Origin of the sequence: Prauserella rugosa, from assembly GCF_000719975.1 — a bacterium.
GTDB classification, from domain to species: Bacteria; Actinomycetota; Actinomycetes; order Mycobacteriales; family Pseudonocardiaceae; genus Prauserella; species Prauserella rugosa.
The window spans coordinates 61427-86175 of sequence record NZ_JOIJ01000002.1 but is presented as its reverse complement, the minus strand read 5'-3'; the positions used below and the strand labels follow the sequence as shown (position 1 = coordinate 86175).

Annotated in this window: 26 protein-coding genes and 1 pseudogene; 14 read left to right on the top strand and 13 right to left on the bottom strand. The window is 71.9% G+C overall.

Annotated features, from left to right (window positions below; all coding sequences use genetic code 11):
• Positions 1–2: 2 nt before the first annotated feature.
• Positions 3–893, top strand: coding sequence for a universal stress protein (locus IF64_RS0103015; protein ID WP_030530435.1), 891 nt, complete (start codon positions 3–5; stop codon positions 891–893).
• On the opposite strand, the gene IF64_RS0103010 is transcribed toward IF64_RS0103015, so the two are convergent.
• Positions 865–1209: a hypothetical protein gene (locus tag IF64_RS0103010; RefSeq protein WP_048808419.1), complete on the bottom strand. Its 345-nt coding sequence runs from the start codon at positions 1207–1209 to the stop codon at positions 865–867. The two genes, IF64_RS0103015 and IF64_RS0103010, sit on opposite strands and share 29 nt — an antisense overlap.
• A 415-nt stretch (positions 1210–1624) precedes the next feature.
• On the opposite strand from IF64_RS0103010, the gene IF64_RS0103005 reads away from it, so the two are divergent.
• The 3 genes from IF64_RS0103005 to IF64_RS0102995 all read left to right on the top strand — a co-directional run bounded on the left by IF64_RS0103005 (position 1625) and on the right by IF64_RS0102995 (position 3751).
• Positions 1625–2554, top strand: a complete 930-nt coding sequence (locus IF64_RS0103005; protein WP_030530433.1) for an AEC family transporter — start codon at positions 1625–1627, stop codon at positions 2552–2554.
• 226 nt (positions 2555–2780) lie between these two features.
• On the top strand, positions 2781–3104 hold the full coding sequence (locus IF64_RS0103000; protein WP_036875660.1) for an STAS domain-containing protein: 324 nt from the start codon (positions 2781–2783) through the stop codon (positions 3102–3104).
• 26 nt (positions 3105–3130) lie between these two features.
• Complete coding sequence (locus IF64_RS0102995; protein WP_030530431.1) at positions 3131–3751, top strand: L-threonylcarbamoyladenylate synthase; 621 nt, start codon at positions 3131–3133, stop codon at positions 3749–3751.
• Positions 3752–3757: 6 nt separating this feature from the next.
• Here IF64_RS0102995 and IF64_RS0102990 read toward each other — a convergent pair whose 3' ends face one another.
• Both IF64_RS0102990 and IF64_RS0102985 read right to left on the bottom strand, forming a co-directional pair.
• Positions 3758–4957: an NADH:flavin oxidoreductase gene (locus IF64_RS0102990; protein ID WP_030530430.1), complete on the bottom strand. Its 1200-nt coding sequence runs from the start codon at positions 4955–4957 to the stop codon at positions 3758–3760.
• Positions 4958–4985: 28 nt separating this feature from the next.
• Positions 4986–5579 (bottom strand): TetR family transcriptional regulator, encoded by a 594-nt coding sequence (locus IF64_RS0102985; protein WP_030530429.1) that lies wholly within the window; start codon positions 5577–5579, stop codon positions 4986–4988.
• 163 nt (positions 5580–5742) lie between these two features.
• Between IF64_RS0102985 and IF64_RS0102980 the strand changes: the two are divergent.
• Positions 5743–6000: pseudogene (locus tag IF64_RS0102980) on the top strand (DUF2277 domain-containing protein); the annotation flags it as partial.
• Between the two features lie 304 nt (positions 6001–6304).
• Positions 6305–7129, top strand: a complete 825-nt coding sequence (locus IF64_RS0102975; RefSeq protein ID WP_246134710.1) for a pentapeptide repeat-containing protein — start codon at positions 6305–6307, stop codon at positions 7127–7129.
• Between the two features lie 16 nt (positions 7130–7145).
• Here the strand turns inward: IF64_RS0102975 and IF64_RS0102970 are convergent, their stop codons facing one another.
• Together IF64_RS0102970 and IF64_RS0102965 are read right to left on the bottom strand one after the other, a co-directional pair.
• A complete protein-coding gene (locus IF64_RS0102970; protein WP_051757432.1) occupies positions 7146–7634 on the bottom strand; it encodes a DUF6292 family protein in 489 nt (162 codons plus the stop codon).
• Between the two features lie 45 nt (positions 7635–7679).
• Complete coding sequence (locus tag IF64_RS0102965) at positions 7680–7988, bottom strand: MerR family transcriptional regulator (protein WP_030530425.1); 309 nt, start codon at positions 7986–7988, stop codon at positions 7680–7682.
• A gap of 231 nt (positions 7989–8219) precedes the next feature.
• On the opposite strand from IF64_RS0102965, the gene IF64_RS0102960 reads away from it, so the two are divergent.
• The gene (locus IF64_RS0102960; RefSeq protein ID WP_030530424.1) at positions 8220–9728 is read left to right on the top strand and encodes a flavin-containing monooxygenase; all 1509 of its coding nucleotides are present in this window, start codon (positions 8220–8222) and stop codon (positions 9726–9728) included.
• Here the strand turns inward: IF64_RS0102960 and IF64_RS0102955 are convergent.
• A complete protein-coding gene (locus tag IF64_RS0102955; protein WP_030530423.1) occupies positions 9692–10807 on the bottom strand; it encodes a CaiB/BaiF CoA transferase family protein in 1116 nt (371 codons plus the stop codon). The genes IF64_RS0102960 and IF64_RS0102955 overlap by 37 nt on opposite strands.
• 107 nt (positions 10808–10914) lie before the next feature.
• Here IF64_RS0102955 and IF64_RS0102950 point away from each other — a divergent pair, with 107 nt between their 5' ends.
• Together IF64_RS0102950 and IF64_RS0102945 are read left to right on the top strand one after the other, a co-directional pair.
• A complete protein-coding gene (locus IF64_RS0102950) occupies positions 10915–12120 on the top strand; it encodes an acyl-CoA dehydrogenase family protein (RefSeq protein WP_030530422.1) in 1206 nt (401 codons plus the stop codon).
• Positions 12117–12758 carry a GntR family transcriptional regulator gene (locus IF64_RS0102945; RefSeq protein WP_030530421.1) on the top strand — a complete coding sequence of 214 codons (642 nt, stop codon included), beginning with the start codon at positions 12117–12119 and terminating at the stop codon, positions 12756–12758. Before IF64_RS0102950 ends, IF64_RS0102945 begins: the two co-directional genes overlap by 4 nt.
• 31 nt (positions 12759–12789) lie before the next feature.
• Here IF64_RS0102945 and IF64_RS0102940 read toward each other — a convergent pair whose 3' ends face one another.
• Positions 12790–13767 carry a bile acid:sodium symporter family protein gene (locus tag IF64_RS0102940; protein ID WP_030530420.1) on the bottom strand — a complete coding sequence of 326 codons (978 nt, stop codon included), beginning with the start codon at positions 13765–13767 and terminating at the stop codon, positions 12790–12792.
• Positions 13768–13850: 83 nt separating this feature from the next.
• Here IF64_RS0102940 and IF64_RS0102935 point away from each other — a divergent pair, with 83 nt between their 5' ends.
• A complete protein-coding gene (locus tag IF64_RS0102935; RefSeq protein WP_030530419.1) occupies positions 13851–15449 on the top strand; it encodes a phytoene desaturase family protein in 1599 nt (532 codons plus the stop codon).
• Positions 15450–15523: 74 nt separating this feature from the next.
• Here IF64_RS0102935 and IF64_RS0102930 read toward each other — a convergent pair whose 3' ends face one another.
• The 3 genes from IF64_RS0102930 to cysC form a co-directional block, all read right to left on the bottom strand.
• On the bottom strand, positions 15524–16684 hold the full coding sequence (locus IF64_RS0102930) for a carboxylate-amine ligase (RefSeq protein WP_030530418.1): 1161 nt from the start codon (positions 16682–16684) through the stop codon (positions 15524–15526).
• A 50-nt stretch (positions 16685–16734) separates the two neighbouring features.
• Positions 16735–17523, bottom strand: a complete 789-nt coding sequence (locus tag IF64_RS0102925; RefSeq protein WP_030530417.1) for a crotonase/enoyl-CoA hydratase family protein — start codon at positions 17521–17523, stop codon at positions 16735–16737.
• Positions 17524–17687: 164 nt separating this feature from the next.
• Complete coding sequence (gene cysC, locus IF64_RS0102920; RefSeq protein WP_084705611.1) at positions 17688–18386, bottom strand: adenylyl-sulfate kinase; 699 nt, start codon at positions 18384–18386, stop codon at positions 17688–17690.
• 29 nt (positions 18387–18415) lie between these two features.
• Here cysC and IF64_RS0102915 point away from each other — a divergent pair, with 29 nt between their 5' ends.
• Positions 18416–19603 carry a hypothetical protein gene (locus IF64_RS0102915; protein WP_030530415.1) on the top strand — a complete coding sequence of 396 codons (1188 nt, stop codon included), beginning with the start codon at positions 18416–18418 and terminating at the stop codon, positions 19601–19603.
• A 29-nt stretch (positions 19604–19632) separates the two neighbouring features.
• A complete protein-coding gene (locus IF64_RS0102910) occupies positions 19633–20388 on the top strand; it encodes an enoyl-CoA hydratase (protein WP_030530414.1) in 756 nt (251 codons plus the stop codon).
• 71 nt (positions 20389–20459) lie between these two features.
• On the opposite strand, the gene IF64_RS0102905 is transcribed toward IF64_RS0102910, so the two are convergent.
• From IF64_RS0102905 to IF64_RS0102895, 3 genes are read right to left on the bottom strand one after another with little or no spacing between them, the layout of a single operon-like run.
• Positions 20460–20687, bottom strand: coding sequence for a DUF5703 family protein (locus IF64_RS0102905; protein WP_030530413.1), 228 nt, complete (start codon positions 20685–20687; stop codon positions 20460–20462).
• Positions 20684–21805, bottom strand: a complete 1122-nt coding sequence (locus IF64_RS0102900) for an NHL repeat-containing protein (protein WP_084705610.1) — start codon at positions 21803–21805, stop codon at positions 20684–20686. The genes IF64_RS0102905 and IF64_RS0102900 overlap by 4 nt, the downstream gene beginning before the upstream one ends.
• Positions 21802–22776: an aldo/keto reductase gene (locus tag IF64_RS0102895; protein WP_036875655.1), complete on the bottom strand. Its 975-nt coding sequence runs from the start codon at positions 22774–22776 to the stop codon at positions 21802–21804. The genes IF64_RS0102900 and IF64_RS0102895 overlap by 4 nt, the downstream gene beginning before the upstream one ends.
• Positions 22777–22863: 87 nt before the next feature.
• On the opposite strand from IF64_RS0102895, the gene IF64_RS0102890 reads away from it, so the two are divergent.
• Positions 22864–23910, top strand: a complete 1047-nt coding sequence (locus IF64_RS0102890) for an LLM class F420-dependent oxidoreductase (RefSeq protein ID WP_030530410.1) — start codon at positions 22864–22866, stop codon at positions 23908–23910.
• Positions 23910–24749 (top strand): undecaprenyl-diphosphate phosphatase, encoded by an 840-nt coding sequence (locus IF64_RS0102885; RefSeq protein ID WP_030530409.1) that lies wholly within the window; start codon positions 23910–23912, stop codon positions 24747–24749. The genes IF64_RS0102890 and IF64_RS0102885 overlap by 1 nt, the downstream gene beginning before the upstream one ends.

The following is a 24749-nucleotide window of genomic DNA, read 5'->3' as shown; positions in this document are numbered from 1 at the left end:
ACATGGAGCCCGAGCAACTGCGGGACGGACCCGTCGTCGTGGGCACCGATGGTTCGGAGGCCGCCAACCGCGCGGTGGACTGGGCCGCCGACCTGGCCGTGCGGAGCAACCGGCCGCTGCGGATCGTGCACGCGTTCACCTACGTGCAGGGCTTCTACGGTGGCGACCTGCCGGCCAGCCCCGAGGTCTACCAGGCCATGGAGGACGAGGGCAGGCAGTTCCTCGAGGAGGCGCGACGGCGCGTGGCCGCGCGGGCGCCGGAACTGCCGGTGGAGACCGACATGCCGTTGCAGGGCTCGGTGCCGCTGCTGGTCGAGGAGTCCGAACGTGCCGGGGTGGTCGTGGTCGGCACGTCGGGCCGCGGCGGATTCACCGGGATGCTGGTCGGTTCGACCTCGGTCTCGCTCGCCGCCCATGCGCAGTGCCCGATCGTGGTCGTGCGCGGTGCCGTGGACGGACTCTCCGGTGACGGCCCCGTCGTCGTGGGCGTCGACGGCAGCGGCGTCAGCACGGCCGCCGTCGGGATGGCCTTCCGCGCGGCGTCCGTGCTCGGGGCGCGGCTGGTCGCGGTGCACGCGTGGGCCGACGTCGAGTACGACTGGGGATTTCCCGAGATGGCGGAGGGCTCGACCAGGGAACAGACCGAACAGGTGGTGCTGTCCGAGGCGCTGGCGGGCTGGCCCGAGCGGTTTCCGGACGTCGAGGTCGAGCGGGTCGTCGTGCCCGGACGCCCGCGCCAGCACCTACTGGAGCGTGCCCAGGGGGCGCGGCTGCTGGTGGTCGGCAGCAGAGGACGCGGTGGCTTCCGCGGGATGCTGCTGGGTTCGACGAGTCAGTCGGTCATTCACCATGCCGGATGTCCGGTCATGATCGTGCGCCCTCCCCGCCAGTGATCTCCCCGCCAGTGATCTCATCGCCGGCCCTGCCGCCGACCGCGCGATCGACCCTGCCGCTCGGGCCGCCCTGACCGCCGACCTCCACGAGGCGGTCGTGCCGCACCCACGTCGGTTCGGTGTCCTCGGCGGCACCGTCCGGCCGTGTGGGCACCCACACGACGGCGGCGTAGGGGTCGGTGACCGGAGGGGCCACGACCCGGCCGAGCACACATCGGCCGGCCGCGGGTGCGCCCGAGCGCGATCCCGGTCCCGCGCATCCGGGCACGTAGGTGACCCGGTCTCCGACCCCGACGCGGCCGGCACGGTCGAACATGACGACTCCCTTCGCGTGCTTCCCTTCCGGGGCCGAGCACCGTGGTGAGCCGGTTCCGCGGTGACCCGCTCCTGCGGCGAGCCACCTCTGCCGCGGCTCGCCGGCTGCGGCTTCGGCCGCCACGCGGGCCGGGCCGCACGTCGCAGGCGAAACCGCTCGCCGGCCGGCACACGTCCGCTCCACGCAGGCGGACGTGTACGGCGCTCGATCTGCACGTTCCCCGCGGGCAAACTACACCCGAACGGGGAGTGGAGTAACCAGCCGCGAGTGGCGGGTGAAGGCGGACCGCCGTCCGGTTGCGAGGCCTTTCGCCGAACGTCACCGGTACGTCGATGTCCACAATGGACATCTCGGCGACTACCCACTGAGCGGTGATATACATCACAGGCATAGGGTGGGCCGACGTGACTGTCGCATGAACGGGGTGTTCGAAGGGTTCCTGGTCATCGGCTTCGTGGTCGCGGTCGGTTACGTCCTCGGCCGCACCGGTGCACTGGGCGCGGCGGCTATGCAGGTGCTGTCGCGGACGGCGTTCTTCGTCGGAAGCCCGGCGCTGCTGTTCGGCACACTCGCCAGGTCCGACGTCGGTGCCGTCTTCTCCACGGCCCTGCTCGTCACGGCGATCACCAGCAGCCTGGCCTGTCTGCTGTACCTGCCCTTCGGGTTCGCCCGCAGGCGCCCTGCCGGCGAACTGACCGTCGGCGCGATGGCCAGCGGCTACGTCAACGCGGGTAATCTGGGCATCCCCATCGCGACCTACGTGCTGGGCGGCGCGGCCGAGGTCGCGCCGGTGCTGTTGTTCCAGCTCGCCGTGCTGACCCCGGTGTTCACCTCGGTGCTCGACGTGCTGTCGGAACGGGCGGAGGGCGGTCGGCCCAACTGGCTCCGGGCCTTCACCGCGCCGTTGCGTAACCCGCTCGCCCTGGCCAGTGCCGCGGGCATCGTCTGTTCGGCGACCGGTTTTCTCCCGCCGACGGGCCTCATGGATCCGATCGACCTGCTCGGCAACCTCGCCGTGCCCGCCATGCTGCTGGCCTTCGGAATCTCGCTGCACGCCTCGACCCTGCCCGGCCGGGATCGGGACCTGCGCCCGTCGCTGCTCACGGTCGTGGTGTTGAAGAACCTCATGCACCCGCTGATCGCGTGGGCGCTGGCCGTGGCCGTCGGCGCCGACGGGCACACGTTGCTGGCGGCCGTGGTGTGTGCCGCGCTGCCGACGGCGCAGAACGTGTTCGGGTACGCGGTGCGGTTCGACCAGGGGGTCCAGCTGGCCCGCGACGCCGCACTGACCTCCACGGTGCTCGCGTTGCCGGTGCTGGTCGGAGTCGTGGCGGTGCTGGGGTGACCGGTCGGACGCGGCGGCGCGCGTCGGCCGGATGAGCGTTCCCGGGTGACTGGATGCCGGTGATCGGATGCGGTGATCTGCGGATGATCATTGCGCTGCCGGGGTGAACTTGGGGCCACGCGGGTGGCTTCTCCGGCGGTCGCACACGCGCACGAAGCGCCGGAATCCTTTCGCCGTGGTAGAAGGGAGTACTCGACGTGCATCGGAACTCGGCGACGGAGAGCACATGGAACTGGTGATCACGGCCGACCGCAGCGACGACGCGGTCTTCGTTCGTGCGAAGGGTGAGGTCGACCTGGGCACGGTCGCGCAACTCACCTCGGCCCTCGACGCCGCCTGCGAGGAGGCGACCCCGCCCATGGCCGTGGTCGCCGACCTCAGCGGGGTGACGTTCCTGGCGTCGTCGGGGCTCAGCGCGCTCGTGCGGGCCCACGAACGGTGCCAGGAGGACGGGACCGCGTTGCGGGTGATCGTGGGGAACCGGGCGGTGTTGCGCGGGTTCCAGGTCACCGGGCTGGACACCCTGCTCGACATCCGTGAAGGCGAATAGCCCCGGTCGCGTTTAGGGTGGCCGCCATGGCGATCTACTACGACGTGCATCCGGACAACCCACAGCCGCGTTCGATCGGGAAGGTCGTGGACCTCGTCAGGCAGGGAGGGCTGATCGCCTACCCGACCGACTCGTGCTTCGCGCTCGGCACCTCGCTCGACAACCGTGAGGGTCTCGACCGCATCCGGAGCATCCGCAGGCTCGACGACCGGCACCACTTCACGCTCGTGTGCGAGGACTTCGCCCAGCTGGGCCAGTTCGTCCACGTCGACAACACGGTGTTCCGTGCGGTCAAGTCGGCGACTCCGGGGCAGTACACGTTCATCCTGCCCGCCACCAAGGAGGTGCCGCGGCGGTTGCTGCACCCGAAGAAGAAGACCGTCGGGGTGCGGATTCCGGCCCACAACGTGCCGCAGGCGCTGCTGTCCGGGCTCGGCGAGCCGTTGGTGTCGAGCACGTTGCTGCTGCCCGGCGACGAGGAGCCGATGACGCAGGGGTGGGACATCAAGGAGCGCCTCGATCACGTCCTGGACGCGGTGATCGATTCGGGGGACTGCGGTGTGGAGCCGACCACGGTCGTCGACTTCTCGGGGGACGAACCCGAGATCGTGCGGGTGGGCGCGGGTGATCCGGCGCGGTTCGAGTGACGCGCGTCAGCCGGTGAGCACGCAGCGCGTGCGCCGGTAGATCGTCGGCATGCACCGGTTGCAGTGCACGCACAGGGACCGGTGGTCGGGTTCGGCGGCGAGCCGGTTCGGCAGGCCGGGTTCGCGCAACAGGGCCCTCGCCATGGCCACGAACGCGAACCCACGCCGCATGGCCAGCTCCATGGTCTCGCGTCCGGTGATACCGCCCAGCAGGATCAGGGGCAGCTCCAGCTCCTCGCGGAACTGCATCGCGCGGTCGAGCAGGTAGGCGTCCCGGTACGGGTACTCGCGGAGGAAGGCGTTGCCGCTGAGGCGGATCCCGACCCGCAGGAGTGCGCGCGACGGTCCGCCGAAGGCGGCCGCGAAGTCGCGCACCGGTGCCTCTCCGGTGAACAGGTACATCGGGTTGAGCAACGAGCTGCCCGCGGTGAGGGTCAGCGCGTCGAGATGCCCGTCGTCCTCGAGCCACCGCGCGATCTGCAGGCTCTCGTCGAGCCACAGCCCGCCCGGGACGCCGTCGTCCATGTTGAGCTTCGCCGTGACGGCGATGCGCTCACCCACCGCCTCCCGTACCGCGGCGGCGGTCTCCCTGGCCAGTCGCGCGCGGGCGTGCGGGGAACCGCCGTACCCGTCGCGGCGCCGGTTGAGCAGGGGGCTGAGGAACGCGCTGATCAGGTAGTTGTGGCCGAAGTGGAGTTCGACGGCGTCGAATCCGGCGTCGGCGGCGACGCGGGCCGACTCGGCGTGGGCGGTGACGATCCTGGCGAGGTCATCGGTCGTCGCGCGTCGGATGAGGCGCATGCTGAGGGGACTGGGCAGGGTGTGCGGTGCCAGTGCGGGGGTGCCGTTGGAGGCGCCGTTGGCCACCGGGCCCGCGTGGCCGAGCTGTGCGCACACGGCGGCGCCCTCGGCGTGCACGGCCGAGGTCAGGGTCTGCAGGGCCTCGATCGCCTCCGGCCGCATGAGGATCTGGTGCCGGTCGGTGCGTCCCTCGGGCGCGACCGCGCAGTAGGCGACCGTCGTCATGCCGACCCCGCCGCGGGCGAGGTCGGTGTGGAAGGCGACCAGGTCGTCGGTGATGCGGCCCTCCGGCGTCCGCCCTTCGAACGTGGCGGCCTTGATGATCCGGTTGCGCAGCCGCGCCGGCCCCAGCGTGGCGGGGGCGAGGACGTCGGGGACGGAGCGTTGTGCGGGTGGAACCTTCACGCCGAACTCCCGGGGTTGGTCGGTCGGGTCAGATCGGGGCCGACAGGCCGGCGACGACGAATCGGCGCAGCGACCGGACGGGGGCCCTGCCGCGGGCGCTGCCGCCGTCCGGTGCGGCGAGCGTCTGCAGGATCAGGTCGAACGCCAGGAGGAGACGGCGCGCGGCCTCGGCGGGCGGGAGTCCGGGCACGGCGTCGCGCAGCAGCGCGATCCACGGCCGCAGGCCGAACCAGCCCGATACGAACCCGACGTCCCTGCGGCCCAGCACGATGCGGGCGAGCAGCCGCAGGTGCAGGCGACCGCGTTCGGTGCGGGCGAGGTCGGCGAGTGGGACCAGGACCACGTCGACCAGCTCGTCGACGGTCGGCAGGTCGCCGGCGCGTCTGCGCCGGGTGAGGCGCTGGAGCCCGTCCTGCCAGTGGGGCGCGAGCCTGCGCTCGAGGAGGGCGCCGATCAGCGCGTCCTTCGACCCGAAGTGGTAGTGCACGGCCGCGGGGTTCATCCCGGCCGCGGCGTTGACGGCGCGGACGGACACCGCGTCGACGTCGCGGGTGAGCAGGAGCGACTCGGCGGCGTCGAGCAGGCGTGCGCGGGTGGCGTCGGAGGCCGCCGTCGTTGGCATGCGGTCAGTAGAGCGCACGCCGGTGGCTGCCCTCAAGAGATGTTTCAAACGGTGATGGGATTCCGTGCGCGGTGACCGTTCGGGGCGACCGTGTGGTGACGGCGGGACCGTCGTCACGTTCGCGGCCTCGCCCGGGGACGGTGGCGCGATTACCGTCAGCGGTATGTGCCGGAACATCACGGTCCTGCGGGGCCTGGAACCGTCCGCGACGGACGAGGAGATCGAGGCGGCCGCGCGCCAGTACGTGCGCAAGGTCAGCGGCGTGCAGACCGTGTCCGAGGCGACGAGGGAACCGTTCGAACGGGCCGTCGCCGAGGTCACCGCGACGACGACGCGGCTGCTGGCCGAACTGCCCGCCCGGAGGCAGCCGCCGCGCACCGTGCCTCCGTTGCGCAGGCCCGAGGTGCGGGCGCGGGTGGCGAGGACCGGAACGGGGCCTCACCCGCCCGAGCCCGAAGGCGCCCGGGGAGTAGGAAACAACCGCGCAGGTGACAACCGAGCCGCCGGGACAGGTCGGCCACCGTGATGCCTCCGGGGACTGGGAGATCACGTCGAGCGCGCGCAGGCCCCGGTCGAGCGTCTGCAACGTGCTCATACGGTGGTCCTTCCGCGTCGGGAACGGCTCGCCGTCCAGTGTGCCGGGGGAGTGCGGCGGTCGCGCAGGTGGCCGGTGGGTGTGTCCGGCCCGCGGTCTACCCTCGGCGGAGCGAACGAGGGGAGGCGGCGTGAGTCACGGATCGTCCACACCGGACACGGGGTTTCGCGAACGGCTGCGGGCGGACTGCGGGCGGTGCTACGGCTTGTGCTGTGCCGCACCGGGTTTCGTTGCCTCGGCCGACTTCGCGCTGACGAAGCCGCCGGGAACGCCGTGCCCGAATCTGCGGGCCGACTCGTGGTGTGGCGTGCACGAGACGCTCCGGGAACGCGGATTCGCGGGCTGTGTCGTCTACGACTGTTTCGGCGCGGGCCAGGCGGTGGCCGAACGTGAAGGGGCCGACTGGCGCCGCGACGACGCGGCCCGGCGGCGGATGTTCTCGGCCTATCCGGTGCTGCGCGACCTGCACGAGCTGCTGTACTACCTGCACGAGGCGCGGAACCTCGCGGACGCCGCGCCGGTGCACGCCGAGCTCGACACGATGATCGCCGAGACCGAACGTCTGGCGGACCGCGACCTCGACACGGTGGCCGTCATGTCCACGGGAGAGCACTGGGCGGAGGCCAACGCCGTGTTGACCAGGGCGAGCACCTGGGCGCGTGGCGGCTACCCCGGCAGGGATCTGCGCGGTGCGGATCTCGTGGGCGCCGACCTCGCCGGCGATGCGCTGGCCGGGGCGAACCTGCGGGGAGCCCTGCTGCTGGGCGCCGATCTGCGCGGCGCCGACCTGACGCGTGCGGATGTCACCGGTGCCGATCTGCGCGGCGCGGACCTGTCGGGTGCGTGGTTGGCCGAGACCCTGTTCCTCACGCAGTCGCACGTGGACGCCGCCCGCGGGGACGCGCGGACCCGCCTTCCCGGCTGGGCGCGCGTCCCCGCGCACTGGAGCTCCTGACCACCGCTTCCGCGGGTCAGAGCACGTGTGCGGCCGAGGCGGGTTCCTGGACGGGGACGTCGGCGGTGCCGGCGGCGGCGAGCAGCCTGCGCGGCAGGTCGGGCAGCGGGGTGTGCTCGGGAGGATCGAGCCTGCCCGGCATGCCACCGTCGAGCAGCTGCCTGGCGAATCGGGCGACGTCGTCGGGGTCGGGTGTCGGATCGCTGCCGCCCAGGTACGACACGATGATCAGGTCCTCACCCGAGTGCGTCTCGATCGCACCGCCCCAGCCGTGCCGTTCGTCCCACACGAGCGCGAAGTCCCGGTCCGGGAAGGTCGGCAGGTGCCCGTCCAGTGCGATGTAGGCGCTGACCGGGGTGCCCGTCGTGTCGCACGTGTACTGCGCGGCCGGGCCTGTGGCGCCGGTGCGGGATCGTCCGTACGGGCCGGACGTGAGCGCCTCCACGACGGCGCCGGCATAGGCGTGCAGCGCGGATTCCGTCGAGTGCCAACCGTAGATGTCCACTGATGATCACCTCGATCCTTCCGCCACCCGCTGGCTGCGAGCGGCTCACTCGTTTCCGAGACGTCGCTGGAGTTCGGCGATCTCCCTGCGTGCCTGCTCGAGCTCGTGTTCGAGTTCGAGAATGCGCTGCGCGGCGTTGAGGTTGTAGCCCTCGTCGAACAGCGCGCGCATGCGCTCGGCCTGGCCCAGCTGATGCCGCGAGTACCGACGATGGCCGCCGCCCGAGCGTTCGGGGGACACGACGCCGGCGCTGTCGAGGCTGCGCAGGAACGGCTGCTCCACGCCGAGGATGTCGGCCGCCTGTCCGGTGGTGAACGTCGGCCGGTGTTCGTCGTCCAGGTCGTGCAGGTTCACGTGCTCACCTCCGCAGCGCTGTCGTCGATGTCCTCCGGGGAGTCGCGGGCCCGGGTGTCGGGCTCTCGGCGAAGCCTGCTCCAACGATCCGAATAAATATGTACTGCGCGATGCAGGTTTCGTCAAGTCGAGAATGCCGATCACGGCGTGGTGCGGGACGCGGCGCATCGGTAGCGTCGAGCGCGCGCGGCCGGCACCGTCGCCGCTGCCGCCCTCGTCGGAAGGAGGCCCATGCCCGCCGAGCCCACCGAACACGTGGACGTCCTCGTCGTGGGAGCAGGACTGACCGGGATCGGAGCGGCCTGCCGGCTCCGGGAGCGCCATCCCCACCGGAGCGTGGCGGTGTTGGAGGCCCGCGGCGCCATGGGCGGGACGTGGGATCTGTTCCGATATCCGGGCGTGCGGTCGGACTCCGACATGTTCACCCTCGGCTACGGCTTCCGGCCGTGGCGCCGCGCCGACGCCATCGCCGACGGCCCGTCGATCCTCGCCTACATCCGGGACACCGCCCGCGAACACGGCGTGGACCGCGACGTGCGATACCACCACGAGGTCCGCTCGGCCGCGTGGTCGAGCGACCGGGCACAGTGGATGGTCGAGGTGTACCGGACCGACATCGGTGCGGCGCGGACGCTGACGTGTTCCTTCCTGTACGTGTGTTCCGGCTACTACCGCTACAGCGAGGGCTACACGCCGCCGCTGCCCGGTATCGACTCCTACCGCGGCACGATCGTGCACCCGCAGCACTGGCCCGAGGATCTCGACTACCGCGGCGCACGGGTCGTGGTGATCGGCAGCGGAGCCACGGCGGTGACGCTGGTGCCGTCGATGGCGCGGGACGCGGCGCACGTGACGATGCTGCAGCGTTCGCCGAGTTACGTGATGGCGTTGCCGTCGGTCGACCCGCTCGCGAGGACGCTGCGCCGGTTCCTGCCCGACCGCGTGACCTATCCGGTGGTGCGCTGGAAGAACGCGCTGATGATGGCGTTGTTCTTCCAGCTCAGCAGGCGGCGCCCGGCCCTGGTGCGCCGACTCGTCGAGCGGGGTGTGCGCGCGTCGCTGCCGGAGGACTTCGAGGTCGAGCGGCACTTCCGGCCCGCCTACCAGCCGTGGGACCAGCGGCTGTGCTTCGCGGCCGACGGCGACCTGTTCCGGGCGCTCAGCCGCGGCGATGCCTCCGTCGTCACCGACACCGTCGATACGTTCACCCCGGACGGGATTCGGCTCGGCTCCGGCGACGAGCTCGCGGCGGACGTCGTGGTGACCGCGACCGGACTGAACCTCCTGGCCATCGGAGGGATCGCGCTCGAGGTCGACGGTGAGCCCGTCGACGTCGGCTCGGCGGCGACCTACAAGGGGATGATGCTCGACGGCGTGCCCAACTTCGCCATGACGATCGGGTACACGAACGCGTCGTGGACGCTGAAGTCCGATCTCGTCGCCGAGTACGTGTGCCGCCTGCTGGCCCATCTCGACCGGCGGGGCCTCGACACGGCCACGCCCCGGCTCCCGCCGGGGGATCACGAGACCGAACCGCTCATCGACCTCAAGGCGGGGTACGTACTGCGGAGCATCGACGAGATGCCGAAGCAGGGGCGGTCGCGGCCGTGGCGGCTGCATCAGAACTACGTACGCGACGTCGCCCTGCTGCGCCACGGACCCCTCACCGACGACATGGAGTTCGGCCGCCGTGCGCGGGTACGTCAGGCGTCGGCGAGCGGAGGCGGCGCCGACCGGTAGGTCGGGGGAGTGGCCGACAGCCCGATCGGGTTGCGGGGCAGCCGTACCTCGCCGCCGTCGGGGTGGGGAACCCCGACGATCGGATCAAGCCCGAGTGCCTCGGCCAGGCGGAACGCCCCCGCGACGTCGTTGACCACGCCCGCGGGAACACGCGTCGCGGTGAGGGTCTCGGCCCAGGTGGCGGCGTCGCCGGCCTTCAGCAGGCGTACGAGGTGGTCCCGCAGCTCGCCGCGGTGGGCGACCCGGGCGCTGTTCGTGGCGAACCGGTCGTCGGCGGCCAGGTCCGGTTCACCGAGCTGCTCGCAGAGCACCCGGAACTGGCGGTCGTTGCCGACGGCCAGGACGAGCTCACCGGAACCGCACGGCAGCACCTCGTACGGCGCCACACTCGGGTGCGCGTTGCCCATGCGGTGCGGCACGACACCGCCCGAGGTGTATCCCGAACTCTGGTTGACCAGTGCCGCCAACAGTGCGGACAGCAGGTTCACCTCGACCCGTTGGCCCTGGCCGCTGGCGTCCCGGTGCCGGATCGCCGCCAGGACGCCCACCGTCGCGAACAGTCCGGACAGCACGTCCACCAGAGCGACACCGGCCTTCTGCGGTTCGCCGTCCGGCTGCCCGGTGACGCTCATCAACCCGCCGAGCGCCTGGATCAGCAGGTCGTAGCCGGGCAGCTCGGCGCCGCGGCCGGTACCGAAACCCGTGATCGAGCAGTAGACGAGCGCGGGGTCGGCCGCGCTGAGTGCCTCGTAGCCGAGTCCGAGCTCGTCCATCAGACCGGGGCGGAAGTTCTCGACGACGACGTCGGCGCCGGCCACCAACTCCTTGGCGCGGGCGATCCCCTCGTCGGTGCGCAGGTCGAGGGTCACCGAGCCCTTGTTGCGGTTGACCGACTGGAAGTACGTCGCCTCGCCCCGCTCGTCGTGGGGAGGACCCCAGCCGCGGGTGTCGTCGCCGGTCCCCGGGCGTTCGATCTTGGTCACGCTCGCGCCGAGATCGGCCAGGAGCATGGTCGCGAACGGTCCGGCGAGCACGCGGGAGAAGTCGACGATCCGCAGGTCACCGAGCGATGAGGACATGCGCACGCAGCTCCTTCTGGTGGATTTTCGAAAATCGAAGCTAAAGTGCTCGGCGTGCCGGGTCAAGGCGCGGCACCCGGCCGGCGACGTCCACAGGAGGCAGCGGTATGGCAGACGGCAGCACAGGCGGCGCGAACGGCAGGAAGGCGGCGCTCGATCCGCGGGACTTCCTCGCCGTCGGCGACCAGCTCACCCCCGAGGAACGCGACATCAGGGACGTGGTGCGGACCTTTGTGCGCGACCACGTCCTGCCGCACGTGGGGACGTGGTTCGAGGAGGCGTCGATCCCGGCGGACCTGCCCGAACGCCTGGGCCGGCTCGGCGTCCTCGGCATGCACCTCGAGGGCTACGGATGCGCGGGCACGAGCGCCACGGCGTACGGCGTGGCGTGCATGGAGCTCGAGGCGGGCGACAGCGGGTTGCGCAGCATGGTGTCGGTACAGGGTTCGCTGGCCATGTACGCCATCCACCGCTGGGGTTCGGAGGAGCAGAAGACCACGTGGCTGCCGCGGATGGCCGCGGGGGAGGCGGTCGGCTGCTTCGGCCTGACCGAACCCGACTCCGGCTCCGACCCGGGTTCGATGCGCACCAGGGCCCGCAGGGACGGTGCCGACTGGGTGCTGAACGGGCGGAAGATGTGGATCACCAACGGTTCGCGCGCCGACGTCGCGGTCGTCTGGGCCAACACCGACGAGGGGGTCCGCGGCTTCCTCGTCCCGCGCGGCACGCCGGGATTCACCACGCACGACATCCACGCCAAGTTGTCGCTGCGCGCGTCGATCACCTCGGAACTCGTACTCGACGACGTGCGGTTGCCCGACTCCGCGCGCCTGCCGGAGGCGACGTCGCTGCGCGGCCCGCTCTCGTGTCTCAACGAGGCGCGGTACGGCATCATCTGGGGCGCGGCAGGCGCGGCACGCGCGTGCCTCGAGGCCGCCGCCGACTACGCCGCGACCCGTGAGCAGTTCGGCAGGCCGATCGCCTCGTTCCAGCTCCAGCAGCAGAAGCTCGCCGACATGGCGCTCGAGGTCAACCGCGCGACTCTGCTCGCGCTGCACCTCGGCCGGATGAAGGACGCGGGCACGCTGCGCCCCGAACACGTGAGCATGGGCAAGCTGGCCAACGTCAACGCGGCACTGCACGTGGCCCGCACCGCACGGCAGATGCTCGGCGCCAACGGCATCACCCTGGAGTATCCGGTGATCCGGCACATGACCAACCTGGAATCGGTCGTCACCTACGAGGGCACGGCCGACGTGCACGCCCTCGTGGTCGGCGGCGCGGTGGCCGGCGTGCCGCCCGCGTTCCGATGACCGCGGGCACGACCGCCGACCACGCCCTCGCGCAGCTGCGCCGGGAGATCGTCGCCGGCAGGCTGCGTCCGGGCCAGCGCGTGCGCCAGGAGGAGGTGGCAGCGCGGCTGGAGGTGAGCGTCGCGCCGGTGCGGGAGGCACTGCGCGTGCTCGAACAGGAGGGACAGGTCGAGTACCGCCCTCGGCGCGGCTACGTGATCACCGCGCTGGACGTGGCCGACCTCGTGGAGATCTACGCCCTGCGACGGCTGCTCGAGGAGCGCGCGGCCCGCGCCGCCGTGCCGGTGCTGGACGACGATGCGCTCGCCCGCATCGCACTCGCCGAACGCGACTGCGCCGACGCGGCCGCCCGCGGCGACGTCGTGGCCGAACTGGAGGCGAACCGCCGGTTCCACTTCGGCATCCTCGAGGCGCCGGGTCAGGCCCACACGATGCGCCTGATCCGCCTGCTGTGGGAGTCGACCGAGGCCTACCGCGCGCTGTACTACAACGCGCCCGAGGAGCGCGAACGCACCGTGGGCGACCACGGCCGGATCCTCGACGCCGTGCGGGAACGCGACGTCGAGACGGTGGTGTCGCTGTTGGACGCCCACCGGCAGCGCGCACTGGACGTGCTCACGGCGGTACTGGACGGGTGACGCCGCAGGGTCGCCGGCGCGCGTCCCGCGCTCAGGACGCGGCGCGCTCGGAGGGTTCGTCGCCGGTGCGCCGCAGTGGCCTGCGCGCCCAGAAGGAGGCCAGCAGCGAGCCGGACAGGTTGTGCCACACGGAGAACACCGCGCCGGGCAGTGCCGCCGCCGCGGTGAAGTGGGTGGTCGCCAGGCTGGAGGCCAGACCGGAGTTCTGCATGCCCACCTCGACGCTGACGGCGCGGCGGGCGGACTCGTCGAGTCCGGCCAGCCGCGCGGCGCCGTAGCCCAGCCCGAGGCCCGCGGCGTTGTGCACCACGACGGCGAGCATCAGCAACCACCCGCTGGTCGCGATCGTCTCGGCGTTGGCGCCCACGATGCCGGTCACCACCACCACGATGCCGAGCACCGACACCAGCGGCAGGTAGGGGAGTACACGCTGGACGGCCCGGTCGGCGATCGCGCGCAGCACGATGCCTGCGAGCACGGGCAGGAGTACGACCTGGGCGATGGAGACGAACATGTCGCCGAAGCCGACGGGCAGGTCGGAACCGGCGAGCAGTAGGATCAGCAGCGGCGTCAGGAACGGAGCCAGCAGCGTCGACACCGAGGTCAGGGTGACCGACAGGGCGACGTCACCCTTGGCGAGATAGACGATGACGTTCGAGGCCGTCCCGCCCGGCGCCGATCCGACGAGGACCATGCCCACGAGCAGTGCGCCGGTGAGGCCGAACAGCTGCGCGATGCCCCAGGCGGTGAACGGCATGATGACGAACTGGGCCAGCAGTCCGAACAGGACGGCCAGCGGCCTGCGGGCCACGAGGGCGAAATCGGCCGCACGCAACGTGAGACCCATCCCGAACATGATGATGCCGAGCAGCAGCGACACGTAGTCGGTCAACCCGGACACCTGCTCCGGCACGAGCATGCCGACGACCCCACCCAGGAGGACGAGAAGTCCGAACCACGTGCCCGCGAGTTCCGCGAGCCTCCTCACGATGCCGCCGCGCTGCGTCATGTCCGCCTCCCGTGTCGGTGCGAGAGGCACTGTAGGTCACGCGATGCGGTGACGGCGCCGGGGAGGTCGGGTACACAGATGCCGTGACTGGATTCTCCCGGGCCGAGACGGCCGACGCGGTGGTCATCGGTGCGGGGCCGAACGGCTTGGTCGCGGCCAATCTGCTGGCCGACGCCGGATGGGACGTGGTGGTGCTGGAGGCGACGTCGTCGCCGGGTGGTGCCGTGCGCAGCGGCGAGGTGATCGAGCCGGGTTTCGTCACCGACCTGTTCAGCGCGTTCTATCCGATGGCCGTGGCCTCGCCGATCCTGCGTGGACTCGAACTGGACGGGTACGGCCTGCGGTGGCGGCACGCTCCCGCGGCACTCGCGCACGTGCTGCCCGACGACCGGGTGGCGCTCGTGTCGCGCGATCCGGAGGTCACGTCGGCCTCACTGGAGTCGTTCGCGGTGGGCGACGGCGAGGCGTGGGCGGCGGAGGTCGCGCTGTGGAACCGCCTGCGGGACCCGCTGCTGGACGCGCTGTTCACGCCCTTTCCACCCGTGCGGGCGGCCGCGCGCCTGGCCCGGGCGGCCGGAGCCGCGGACGGCACGCGCCTGGCCAGGACGGCGGCGATGCCGGTCACGGCATGGGCCGCCGAACGGTTCCGCGGCGCGGGCGCACCCGCCGTCGCGGCGGGCAACGCGCTGCACACCGACCTGGGGCCCGCCCAGGCGGGCAGTGCGGTGTTCGGCTGGCTGCTGTCGATGCTCGCCCAGGACGTGGGGTTCCCGGTGCCGGAGGGCGGTGCCGGGTCCCTGACCGCGGCGCTGGTGCGCCGGCTCCGCGCGCGGGGCGGGCGGATCGACTGCGACCGGCCGGTCACGCGGATCGTCACGTCGGGTTCGCGGGCCGTCGGCGTCGTCGCGGGTGCGCCCCTGCGGGCGAGGCGGGCCGTGCTGGCTGCCGTGCCCGCACCGCTGCTGTACGAACGCCTGCTGCGGGCCGAGGCGATACCCGCGCGGCTGCGACGCGACCTCCGGGGTTTCCGCTGGGACGCGGCGACCGTGAAGGTCAACTGGACGTTGTCCGGACCCATTCCGTGGACCGCGGCCGAGGCCGGGCTGGCGGGCACGGTCCACATCGGAGGAGAGATCGCGGAGCTCGCACGGTGTGGTCTCGACCTCGAACTCGGCACCGCGTGCCGGGATCCGCTGCTCGTCGTCGGCCAGATGGCCACCGCGGACCCGGCGCGCGCACCCTCCGGGCACGAGTCGGCGTGGGCGTACGCGCACGTACCGGCCGGCCAGGTGCGGGACGCCGACGCCGCCCGCCGGTTCGCCGACCGCATGGAGGCGGCCATCGAACGTCACGCGCCTGGCTTCGGCGCGCGGGTGCGCGGGCGACTGGTGCAGGGACCCGCCGACCTGGAACGCGAGAACCCGGCACTCGTCGAGGGCGCGGTCAACGGTGGGAGCGCCGCGATGCACCAGCAGCTGGTCTTCCGTCCCGTGCCCGGCCTCGGCAGGGCCGACACCCCCGTGGACCGGCTCTTCCTCGCCGGCGCCTCGGCGCATCCCGGTGGGGCGGTGCACGGCGGTCCGGGGGCGAACGCCGCACGGGCCGCCCTAGCCAGGTCGAGCGCAGGCGGAGCGGTCTACGCCGCGGGCATCGGCGGCCTCCAGCGTCTCCTGTACCGGTGAGAGCCCGCGGTGCCGTGACTGTGGATAGGGCTGTGGCTGGGGGAGACTGGGCAAGTGCGGCTGGGCGGGCGCGGCTACTGCGGATCGGGGTGGACGCCGGGCACCGTCTGCTCCGCGACGGACAGCATGGCCTTCCAGATGCCACCGGAGGCGGCCCGCCGCTGCCGTTGCGCACCCGTGCCGTCGTCGAGGACCCGCCGGAGGATCGTCTCCACACGGTCCAGGTCCCCGGAGGCGGTCAGCGCGGGACGCACATGCTCGAGCAGGGCGGTGACGAGTTCGGTGGCGGGCCGGGCGCGGCCCGTCCACGGGTCGACGCCGCGTCCGGCCAGTCCGTGCCGCGCCGCGGCCCACACGGCCGCCGACAGCACGGCGTCATCCTGAACGGCACCGTCCCGGAGCGCGGGGTCGTCTCGGGCGGGGTCTTCGAGTGCGGTGTTGTCCAGTGCCGTGTCGACGAGGCCGCGGACGAGCATGGCCTGCAGCGATGCCTCGTCGGGGGTGATCGCGGTGTCGGCGACCCGCACCTCGACGGTCGGCAGGGCAGGGGAGGGGCGGGCCAGCCAGAACGTCGTGTACTTCGCGGCGAGCGCGCCGCTGCCGACGAGACGTTCGACCGCGGCGTCGTGCTCGGCGACGTCGGCGAACCGCGGCGGGATGCCGGCGGTGGGGAAGCGGGCGTGCTGCATGGTGCGCCAGCTGGCGTAGCCGGTGTCGTGGCCGCGGTCGTACGGCGAGTTCGCCGACAGGGCAAGCAGGGTCGGCAGCCAGGCGCGGAGGTGGTTGACGGCCACGACCGCGTGCTCCCGGTCGGGCACGCCGACGTGCACGTGACATCCGCAGCCCTCGTAGTCCCCGATGAGGCCCCGGTAGAGCCCGTCGAGCTCGGTGTACTGCGGATCGGAGCCGAGCGGTACGGACGGTCCGGCGACCGCGGGCGTGCCCGCAGCCGCGAGCAGCAGGCCCTCGTCGGCCGCGGCGACGGCCAGCCGCCTGCGGCCCTCCAGGAGCTGTTCGTGGAGCGCCACCGACGTGGTGCAGATGCCCGTGGCCGACTCGACCTGGCTCGCCTTCAGCTCGGGATGCCAGGCGGGCCCGCTGTCGTCGGCGCGGTGCTCGTCCCCGGCCGCGGGGATGCGGGCGAGCACGTCGTCGGCAGCGGGGACGGTCTGTCCCGTCTCCGGGTCGACGAGCAGGAACTCCTCCTCGACGCCGACAGTGCGCGCTGCGGGCATCGGTGACCTCCCTGCCTCGGAGTGGATGGTGCGTGTCCTGGTCCGGTGCGTCAGCGACCGGTGAAACGCGCCGGACGGCGTTCCACGAAGCTCTGCAGCCCTTCGGCGGCGTCCTCGCTGGCGAGGATGCCGGGCATGAGCCCCCTGAGGTGCTCGGCTGCGGCGCGTTCCTGCTCGGCGCGCTGCGCGACCCGGGCGTTGGCGAGCGTGCCCTGTACCCCGAGTGGTGCCTGCTCGGCGATGAGGCGGGCGATCTCCGTGGCGCGGTCGAGCTGGCGGCCGGGTTCGACGACCTCCTGGACGAGGCCGATGCGGTGGGCCTCCTCGGTGCCGAACTCCTCACCGGTGAGCAAGAACCGCATGGCGTTGCCCCAGCCCAGCTGGGTCGTGGCACGCACGGTGGCGCCACCGAAGGGAATGATGCCGCGGCCGATCTCGAGCTGGCGGAACCGCACGTCGTCCGCGGCGACGACGATGTCGGAGGCGAGCGCCAGTTCGATGGACAGCGTGAACGCGATGCCCTGGACGGCCAGCACCACCGGCTTCGGCACGGGTGGTTTCCACATGCCGAACGGGTCGTAGGCGCCGCCGCCCGCCAGCGCGTCGGGACCGTCGTCCTGGATGGCCGGCCACACGTCGGCAAGGTCGAGACCGGCGCTGAAGTGGTCGCCGAAGCCGTGGAGGACCGCCACGCGCACGTCCGCGTCCTCGGCGAGCCGGTCGTAGGCGAGGCCCACCTCGTCGATCGTGCGCCGGTCCCACGCGTTGCGTTTCTCGGGGCGGTTCACGCCGATGAGCAGCACGTGGCCGTCCTGTTCGACGGTGACTCGCGGCGACATGAGGGACCTCCTGAGGACTCGGTGATCACCGAGCAGCGTGCCACATCAAAATGTATAACGCCCTATACACCACGGCATTGAGGGTCCAAACCGCTCGTACCGCTCACCTGCCGTGGTGGTCCCGTACCAGCAACGGACGGCCCGATAGGCGGGAATGACAGGGCTCAGAAGGACACCGACGTCTCGGCGTACTCGAGGACACCGTGCTCGCGGAGCATGGTGAGGATGCGGTCGGCGGCGATCTCGGGGGAGACGGAGCTGGTGTCGACCTCCAGATCGGGCGACTCGGGGTGCTCGTACACGTCGTCCACCCCGGTCAGCCCCTTGATCTCGCCCGCGGCCGCGCGGGCGTACAGGCCCTTGGGGTCACGGCGGGCGCACTCCTGCAGGGGAGTCGCCACGTACACCTCGAAGAAGGCCGAACCACGTTCGGCGTGGCGTTCGCGCACGGCCTGCCTCGTCTCCGCGTACGGCGCGATGACGGGGACGAGCGTGAGCACCCGGTGCCGCGAGAGCAGTTCGGCGATGAAGCCGACCCGCCTGCCCTGCTTGTCGCGGTCGGCCCTGCTGAAGCCGAGGTCGCTCGAGATGGTCTGCCGGATCTCGTCGCCGTCGAGCACCTCGACCTCGGTGTCCGCGCCGTCGCCCGAGACCAGGGTGGCCACCGCCCCCGCCACCGTGGACTTCCCCGCGCCCGACAACCCGGTCAGCCACACCGTGGCTCCGCGCGTGAGACGAAGGGACCGGTCCGCAGTCATGTGACGCTCCTCCACTAACCAGGAAATTGTCGCCGAGCGTGGGCCGCGCACCCGACGCCGGCATCCGTTCTGAACGGAACTCGCCGTGAGGGCACAGCAAACCATCCACTGTGAGCGAGTACGCTCCCGGGGCCATGACCTCCGCAACACGGCGCGTGTATCTGCACATCGGGCTTCCCAAGACCGGCACGACGTCGCTTCAAGAGCTGCTGTGGCACAACCGTGAGGTCCTCGCGGCCGACGGCCTGTCGTTCCCCGGGCACGACCTCGGTGCCCACCACAGGGCGGTCGCCGACGTACACCCCGGACGGTACGGCGGATGGCGGGAGGCGCGCACCCCCGGTTCGTGGGCGTGGCTGGTCGAGCAGGCGAAGGCGCACGAGGGTGCGACCCTGATCTCCTCGGAGCTGCTGGCGCCCGCGAGCCCCGAGGAGGCGCGGCAGGTCGTGGACGCGTTCCCGTTCGCCGAAGTGCACATCGTCTGCACGGTGCGTGATCTCGCGCGGCAGATCCCGTCCGTGTGGCAGGAGAACGTCAAGACCCGGCAGAGCACGTCGTACCCCGATCTGCTCGCCTCGTTGCGCAGCGCGGACCTCGACGACACGGCTCGGCTGTTCTGGGACTACCAGGACCTGCCGCGCGTGCTCGAGACCTGGGGCGCCGGCCTGCCGCCCGAGCGGGTCCACGTGGTGACGGTGCCGCCGCGGGGCGGGCGTTCGGACGCGCTGTGGGAGCGGTTCGCGTCGTTGCTGGGCCTCGACCCGACCACGTACGAGACGGACATTCCGCACTACGGCAACTTCTCCCTCGGCTACGCCGAGACCGAGTTCCTGCGGCGCGTCAACGACGCGCTCGGCGAGGACGACGTCACGTGGCTGCAGTACGCGGCGCGCGTCAAGGACGACTTCGCCGCCAACACGCTCAGTGCGCGCAGCGGACGGGGCAGTATCCCGCTGCCGAAACAGGACCAGGACTGGGTGCGCGAGACCGCCGAGCGTTACATCGCCACCGTGTCCGAGCGGGGCTACGACGTCGTCGGCGACCTGGCCGACCTGCGGCCCGCCGAGCCGCGCGGCGACGAGCCCGCCACGGCCGATGCCCTCACGCCGAGCGACGAGGAGCTCGCGGAGATCGCGATGGAGTCGGTCGTCGAGCTACTCAAGCACCCTGCCGGCTCGCGCCGGGTGATGAAGCGTAAGCCGCCGAAGGCCGCCACGGCGGTCAAGCTGCGCCACTTCGTCATGCGCCTGTCGGAGCGGCATCCGCAGGTCATGTCCGCCCGCCGCGCCTACTGGCGTGCGCGTGCCAAGATCGGTCGCTGAGGACCGGCACGCTACGGGATGGAGCAGGCATGAGCAGGGTGGCTCTCGTCGACGCCGACGGCAGGTGGACGCTGACGCTCAGCGACCCAGATCGGCGCAACTGTCTCGATGACGTGACGTGTCGTGAACTGGGTGAGGCGATCGACACCGTGGCCGCCGACCCCGACGCCCGCACCCTGGTGGTGACGGGCGCCGGCACGGCGTTCTGCGCCGGTGCCGACCTGCCCGCACTGTTCGGTGACGCCTCCGACCGGGCCGTCGGCGAGTTGAGGCGTCATCTGCACCGCGTCTACGACAGCTTCCTGCGCCTGCGTTCGTTGAGCATTCCGACGATCGCCGCCGTCCAGGGTGCGGCCGTGGGAGCGGGCCTGAACCTCGCGATGGCCTGCGACGTGCGGATCGCAGGGCCGCAGGCCTCGTTCGCCGCGACGTTCTCCCGCATCGGCCTGCACCCTGGCGGCGGGTGCACGTGGTTCCTGGTGAACGCCCTCGGCCGGCAGCGGGCGCTGGCGCTCCTGCTCGACGGCGGATCGCTCGACGCCGACGCCGCCGTGCACGAGGGGCTCGCGCTCGAGCTCGCGGACGACCCACTGGCGCGGGCCCACGAGCTCGCCGAGCGGTGGGGCGCGCACGACCCGGCGTTGACGCGCGACATCAAGACGGCCGTCGGGCTTGCTGCGGGCGGCGATTTCGACGCGACGCTGGAGTTCGAGGCGTGGGCGCAGGCCTCCAGTGCCACGGGCCCGGAGATCCAGGAGGTCGTCGAGCGCTTCCGGGCCCGGTAGTCCGGCCTACCGGGCCCGGGCGGTGCCGGTAGCGGCCGGGCGGTGCGGGTCCGGGTCGGGCGGCGACGTGGTCAGGCGATGAGTCCCGGCGAGGCGAACAGCTCGCCCCGGCCCCGTCGCCTGCGCAGCCACACGCGCCGGGTTCCGTCGGAGTAGAGCCGTACGTTCGACAGCTCCCAGCCGGTGAACTCGGCCTGGATGGCCAGTTGCACGGAGGCGGTCACGCGTGAGACACCCGGCGGGAGCTGCACCCGCCGGTACTCCCAATCGTCGTCGACCACCGCTTCCGCACTCGTCATGGCGTGATCACCTGGATACCTTCCTCGGCCGCCGACCCGATGACGACCTGGGACGTCCGTTCGTCGACCGTAACGGAATCCGGCTGGCGAACGGTCGGTAGCCGGAACTTTTCCTCCGGTTGTCCGCCGCGGATGCTGTAGCCGACCACCTCGTTACGTTCGGTCAACGTCACCCAGGCGACGTCACGCCGCGCGTCGTAGGCGACACCGTAGGGGCCACCGTCGACGGGAAGCCGCTGGCGCAGCAGCAGGGGATCGGCGTCGAACGCGAGCAGTGCCCCGTTTCGGACGTCGGTGACCAGCACGCGGCCGTACTCGTCGGTGTCGGCGTTCGCCGCGCCCTGACCGGCGCGCAGGCCCTCGCTGACCGTGTCGTCGTCCAGGTCGACGGAGAACGCGGCCGTGCGCAGCTTGTCGAGCACGACGGCGCCGCCGTCGGCGGCGAGCACGTCGTCGGCGCTGTAGAGCTCGCCGCGGATGGTGCGGGTCGGCCGGTCCTGGGCGTCGAGAACCTGCACCGCCTTGCCGTCCCGCAGGGCCACGAGCGTCTCGTCGCCGATGGCGGCGACCCCGGAGGGACCGCCGTCGACCTCGACCGTCTCGGCCTTCCCCGACGTCGGGTCGATCCGGGCGAAGGCGTCGGCGTCGGGCATCGCCGCAACCACCTCGTCGCCGATCGTGCGCAGGGAGGTGACCGCGCCGGGCAGGGACACGGTGCGCGGAGCCGAGCGCGGTTCACGCAGGTCGTGGAGCTGGACCGTGCCGTTGCTGCCCTTGCCGGCCCCGCTGTCCTTGCCGCCGTTTCCTTCGGTGTCACCGTTGCTGTCGAGAGCGACCGCGAGGATGCCGTCGGCGGAGGCGAGCGCCGTGACGTCGCCGTCGACGCCCACCACGCGGCCGGCCGGGCGTTCCGTGGTGGGCGGCGAGGCGACCGGCGTCGCCCGCTTCGGGTTCTGCACGACCTGGAGCTCGTCGCCGCCACCCCCGCCGGAGTCCGAACAGCCCGCGAGCGTCAGGCCGGCAACCACGAGCAGCGCCGTGACGCTGCGGAGCCGGCGGGCAGGCACGAAGCTGCCGAAGCGGCGGGTGGATCGGACGGGGCTGGGCGGCACGGTCACCTGGTCTCCTCGGTGGGCGCGTGGTCGGCGCCTGCGGTGGGGTCGCTGACGTCGTCGAGTGCCCCGCGGATCTCGTCGGGCAGGGTCAGTTCCTCGGCGGCCAGCGAGCCGGCGAGCTGTGCGGCGTCGCGGGCGCCCACGACGGGTGCGGCGACACCGGGCCGGTCGCGCACCCACGCGAGCGCGACGGCCAGGGGAGAGGTGCCGAGTCCCTCCGCCGCCGTGGCGACCGCCTCGACGATGCGGGCGGCGCGTTCGGTGCGGTGCCGGTCGACGTAGCCGCCGTAGGTGACCGAGGCGCCGCGGGAGTCGGCGGGGGTGCCTCCGCGGTACTTGCCGGTGAGCACGCCGCGGCCGAGCGGCGCCCACGGCAGCAGGCCGACGCCGTGGTGCGCGGCCGCGGGAACGAGCTCGGCCTCGGCACCGCGTTCGAGCAGCGAGTACTCGGTCTGGGTCGACACCAGCCGGGTCGTCCGCAGCCCGCAGGCGGCCGTCGCGAGCTGCCAGCCCGCGTAGTTGGACACGCCGAGGTAGCGGACCTTGCCGCTGGTGACCGCGTGCTCCAGCGCCGAGAGTGTCTCGTCGAGCGGCACGCCGGGGTCCCACGCGTGGACCTGCCAGAGGTCGATGTGGTCGACGCCCAGCCTGCGCAGCGACTCGTCGAGGGCCAGGAGCAACGAGCCGCGGGACGCCCCGCCGCCGAACGGACCGTCGGCCCGCCGCGCCGCCGCCTTCGTGGCGAGGACGATGTCCTCTCGCGGGACGAGATCGGCGAGCAGCGAACCGAGGATCCGCTCGCTCTCCCCGTCGCCGTAGACGTCGGCGGTGTCGACGAGCGTGCCTCCCGCGTCGACGAACGCCACGAGCTGGTTGGCGGCTTCCTCGGCGTCGGTGTCGGTGCCCCAGGACATCGTGCCGAGGCCCGTGCGTGACACCTTCAGACCGGAGGCGCCGAGTGGGCGACATTCCATGACAGCCCAGCGTAACGATGCGCCTCTCGCCGCTGTTGACCAAGGCACCATCGGCGGGTTGTGCGACCACCGATAGTGTCGGCGCCCGTGCGATTGGGTGTGAACCTCGGTTACTGGGGTGCAGGGAACGACGCGAGCAATCTGACGCTCGCCAAACATGCCGACGAGCTCGGCTTTTCGGTGGTATGGGTCGCCGAGGCGTACGGATCGGACGCGCCCACGGTGCTGTCGTGGATCGCCGCGCAGACCTCGCGGATCGACGTGGGCAGCGCGGTGCTCCAGATCCCGGCGCGGACGCCGGCGATGACGGCCATGACGGCGGCCACACTGGACTCGTTGTCGGGCGGCAGGTTCCGGCTCGGGCTCGGGGTGTCAGGTCCGCAGGTGTCGGAAGGTTGGCACGGGGTGCGGTTCACCGCGCCGTTGGGCCGCACGCGCGAGTACATCGACATCGTGCGCACCGCAATGCGCCGCGAGAAGGTCGCCTACGACGGGGCGCACTTCCAGCTGCCGCTCCCGGACGGTCCCGGCAAGGCGTTGCGGCTGACGGTGCACCCGGTGCGGGATGAGGTGCCGGTGTACCTCGCGGCGATCGGGCCGAAGAACATCGAGTTGACCGGTGAGATCGCCGACGGGTGGCTGCCGGTGTTCTTCTCGCCCGAGCACAGTGCCGAACAGCTCGGGCAGCTGCGTGCGGGCGCGGAGAAGGCGGGGCGGAGCCTGGAGTCCTTCGACATCGCGCCGACCGTGCCGCTCGTGCCCGGCGACGACTGGCGGGTGTGTGCCGACTCGGTGCGCGCCTACGCGGCGCTCTACCTGGGCGGGATGGGCAGCAAGGAGAAGAACTTCTACAACCGCCTCGCCGCACGCATGGGATTCGAGGCCGAGGCTGCCGAGGTGCAGGAGAAGTTCCTCGCGAAGGACCACGCGGGCGCGATGGCCGCGGTGCCCGCCGAGTTCCTCGACGCGACGTCGCTGCTCGGACCGAAGGAGCGGATCGCCGAGCGGATGGCCGCGTTCGCCGAGGCGGGAGTGACGACGATGACGGTGTCGCCGTTCGTGGCACCGGAACAGGGCAAGGACGCGCTGCGGACCGCCGTGGACGCACTGGAGCTGTCGGGGGTGGCCGGCTGATGGGCTGGTTCGAAGCGATCGTCCTGGGCATCGTCCAGGGCCTGACGGAGTTCCTTCCGGTGTCGTCCAGCGCGCACCTGCGCGTGACGGCCGCGTTCGCGGGCTGGGGCGATCCGGGTGCGGCGTTCACGGCCGTCACGCAGATCGGCACCGAACTCGCGGTGATCCTGTTCTTCGCCAAGAAGATCGGCACGATCATCAAGAGCTGGTTCTTCTCGCTGTACAAGGCCGAGTACCGGCGTGACCAGGACGCGAAGATGGGCTGGCTGATCATCGTCGGCTCCATCCCGATCGCCGTGCTGGGCCTGTTGTTCCAGGACCAGATCGACCACGCGTTCCGCGACCTGCGGCTGATCGCGACCACGCTGATCGTGTTCGGTCTCTTGTTGTGGGCGGCGGACCGGTTCGGCAGGCAGGAGCGCGATCTGGACCACCTGACCGTCAAGCACGGTCTGGCGTACGGGTTCTTCCAGGCGCTCGCACTGGTGCCGGGCGTGTCGCGCTCGGGCGGCACGATCACCGGTGGCCGCCTGATGGGCTACAACCGCGCCGCCGCCGCCGAGTACTCGTTCCTGCTGGCCGTGCCCGCCGTGATGGCCTCCGGTCTGTACAAGCTGACCGACATCGGCGCCGGTGACGCGCCGGCGTGGGGCCCGACCATCCTGGCGACGGTGGTGGCGTTCGCGGTCGGTTACGCGGTGGTCGCGTGGCTGATGTCCTACATCAAGACGCACTCGTTCCTGCCGTTCGTGATCTACCGCGTGGCGCTCGGCCTGCTGCTGTACGTGCTGGTGTTCACCGGCGTGCTCGACCCGAACGCGGGGCCGGTCGGCACCTGA

Bases quoted from the DNA above. Each gene is read 5' to 3' on its own strand.
- IF64_RS0103015 (WP_030530435.1), top strand. From the start codon at position 3: ATGGAGCCCGAGCAACTGCGGGACGGACCCGTCGTCGTGGGCACCGAT.
- IF64_RS0103010 (WP_048808419.1), bottom strand. From the start codon at position 1,209: ATGTTCGACCGTGCCGGCCGCGTCGGGGTCGGAGACCGGGTCACCTAC.
- IF64_RS0103005 (WP_030530433.1), top strand. From the start codon at position 1,625: ATGAACGGGGTGTTCGAAGGGTTCCTGGTCATCGGCTTCGTGGTCGCG.
- IF64_RS0103000 (WP_036875660.1), top strand. From the start codon at position 2,781: ATGGAACTGGTGATCACGGCCGACCGCAGCGACGACGCGGTCTTCGTT.
- IF64_RS0102995 (WP_030530431.1), top strand. From the start codon at position 3,131: ATGGCGATCTACTACGACGTGCATCCGGACAACCCACAGCCGCGTTCG.
- IF64_RS0102985 (WP_030530429.1), bottom strand. From the start codon at position 5,579: ATGCCAACGACGGCGGCCTCCGACGCCACCCGCGCACGCCTGCTCGAC.
- IF64_RS0102960 (WP_030530424.1), top strand. From the start codon at position 8,220: ATGCCCGCCGAGCCCACCGAACACGTGGACGTCCTCGTCGTGGGAGCA.
- IF64_RS0102955 (WP_030530423.1), bottom strand. From the start codon at position 10,807: ATGTCCTCATCGCTCGGTGACCTGCGGATCGTCGACTTCTCCCGCGTG.
- IF64_RS0102950 (WP_030530422.1), top strand. From the start codon at position 10,915: ATGGCAGACGGCAGCACAGGCGGCGCGAACGGCAGGAAGGCGGCGCTC.
- IF64_RS0102945 (WP_030530421.1), top strand. From the start codon at position 12,117: ATGACCGCGGGCACGACCGCCGACCACGCCCTCGCGCAGCTGCGCCGG.
- IF64_RS0102940 (WP_030530420.1), bottom strand. From the start codon at position 13,767: ATGACGCAGCGCGGCGGCATCGTGAGGAGGCTCGCGGAACTCGCGGGC.
- IF64_RS0102930 (WP_030530418.1), bottom strand. From the start codon at position 16,684: ATGCCCGCAGCGCGCACTGTCGGCGTCGAGGAGGAGTTCCTGCTCGTC.
- IF64_RS0102925 (WP_030530417.1), bottom strand. From the start codon at position 17,523: ATGTCGCCGCGAGTCACCGTCGAACAGGACGGCCACGTGCTGCTCATC.
- cysC (WP_084705611.1), bottom strand. From the start codon at position 18,386: ATGGTTTGCTGTGCCCTCACGGCGAGTTCCGTTCAGAACGGATGCCGG.
- IF64_RS0102915 (WP_030530415.1), top strand. From the start codon at position 18,416: ATGACCTCCGCAACACGGCGCGTGTATCTGCACATCGGGCTTCCCAAG.
- IF64_RS0102910 (WP_030530414.1), top strand. From the start codon at position 19,633: ATGAGCAGGGTGGCTCTCGTCGACGCCGACGGCAGGTGGACGCTGACG.
- IF64_RS0102905 (WP_030530413.1), bottom strand. From the start codon at position 20,687: ATGACGAGTGCGGAAGCGGTGGTCGACGACGATTGGGAGTACCGGCGG.
- IF64_RS0102895 (WP_036875655.1), bottom strand. From the start codon at position 22,776: ATGGAATGTCGCCCACTCGGCGCCTCCGGTCTGAAGGTGTCACGCACG.
- IF64_RS0102885 (WP_030530409.1), top strand. From the start codon at position 23,910: ATGGGCTGGTTCGAAGCGATCGTCCTGGGCATCGTCCAGGGCCTGACG.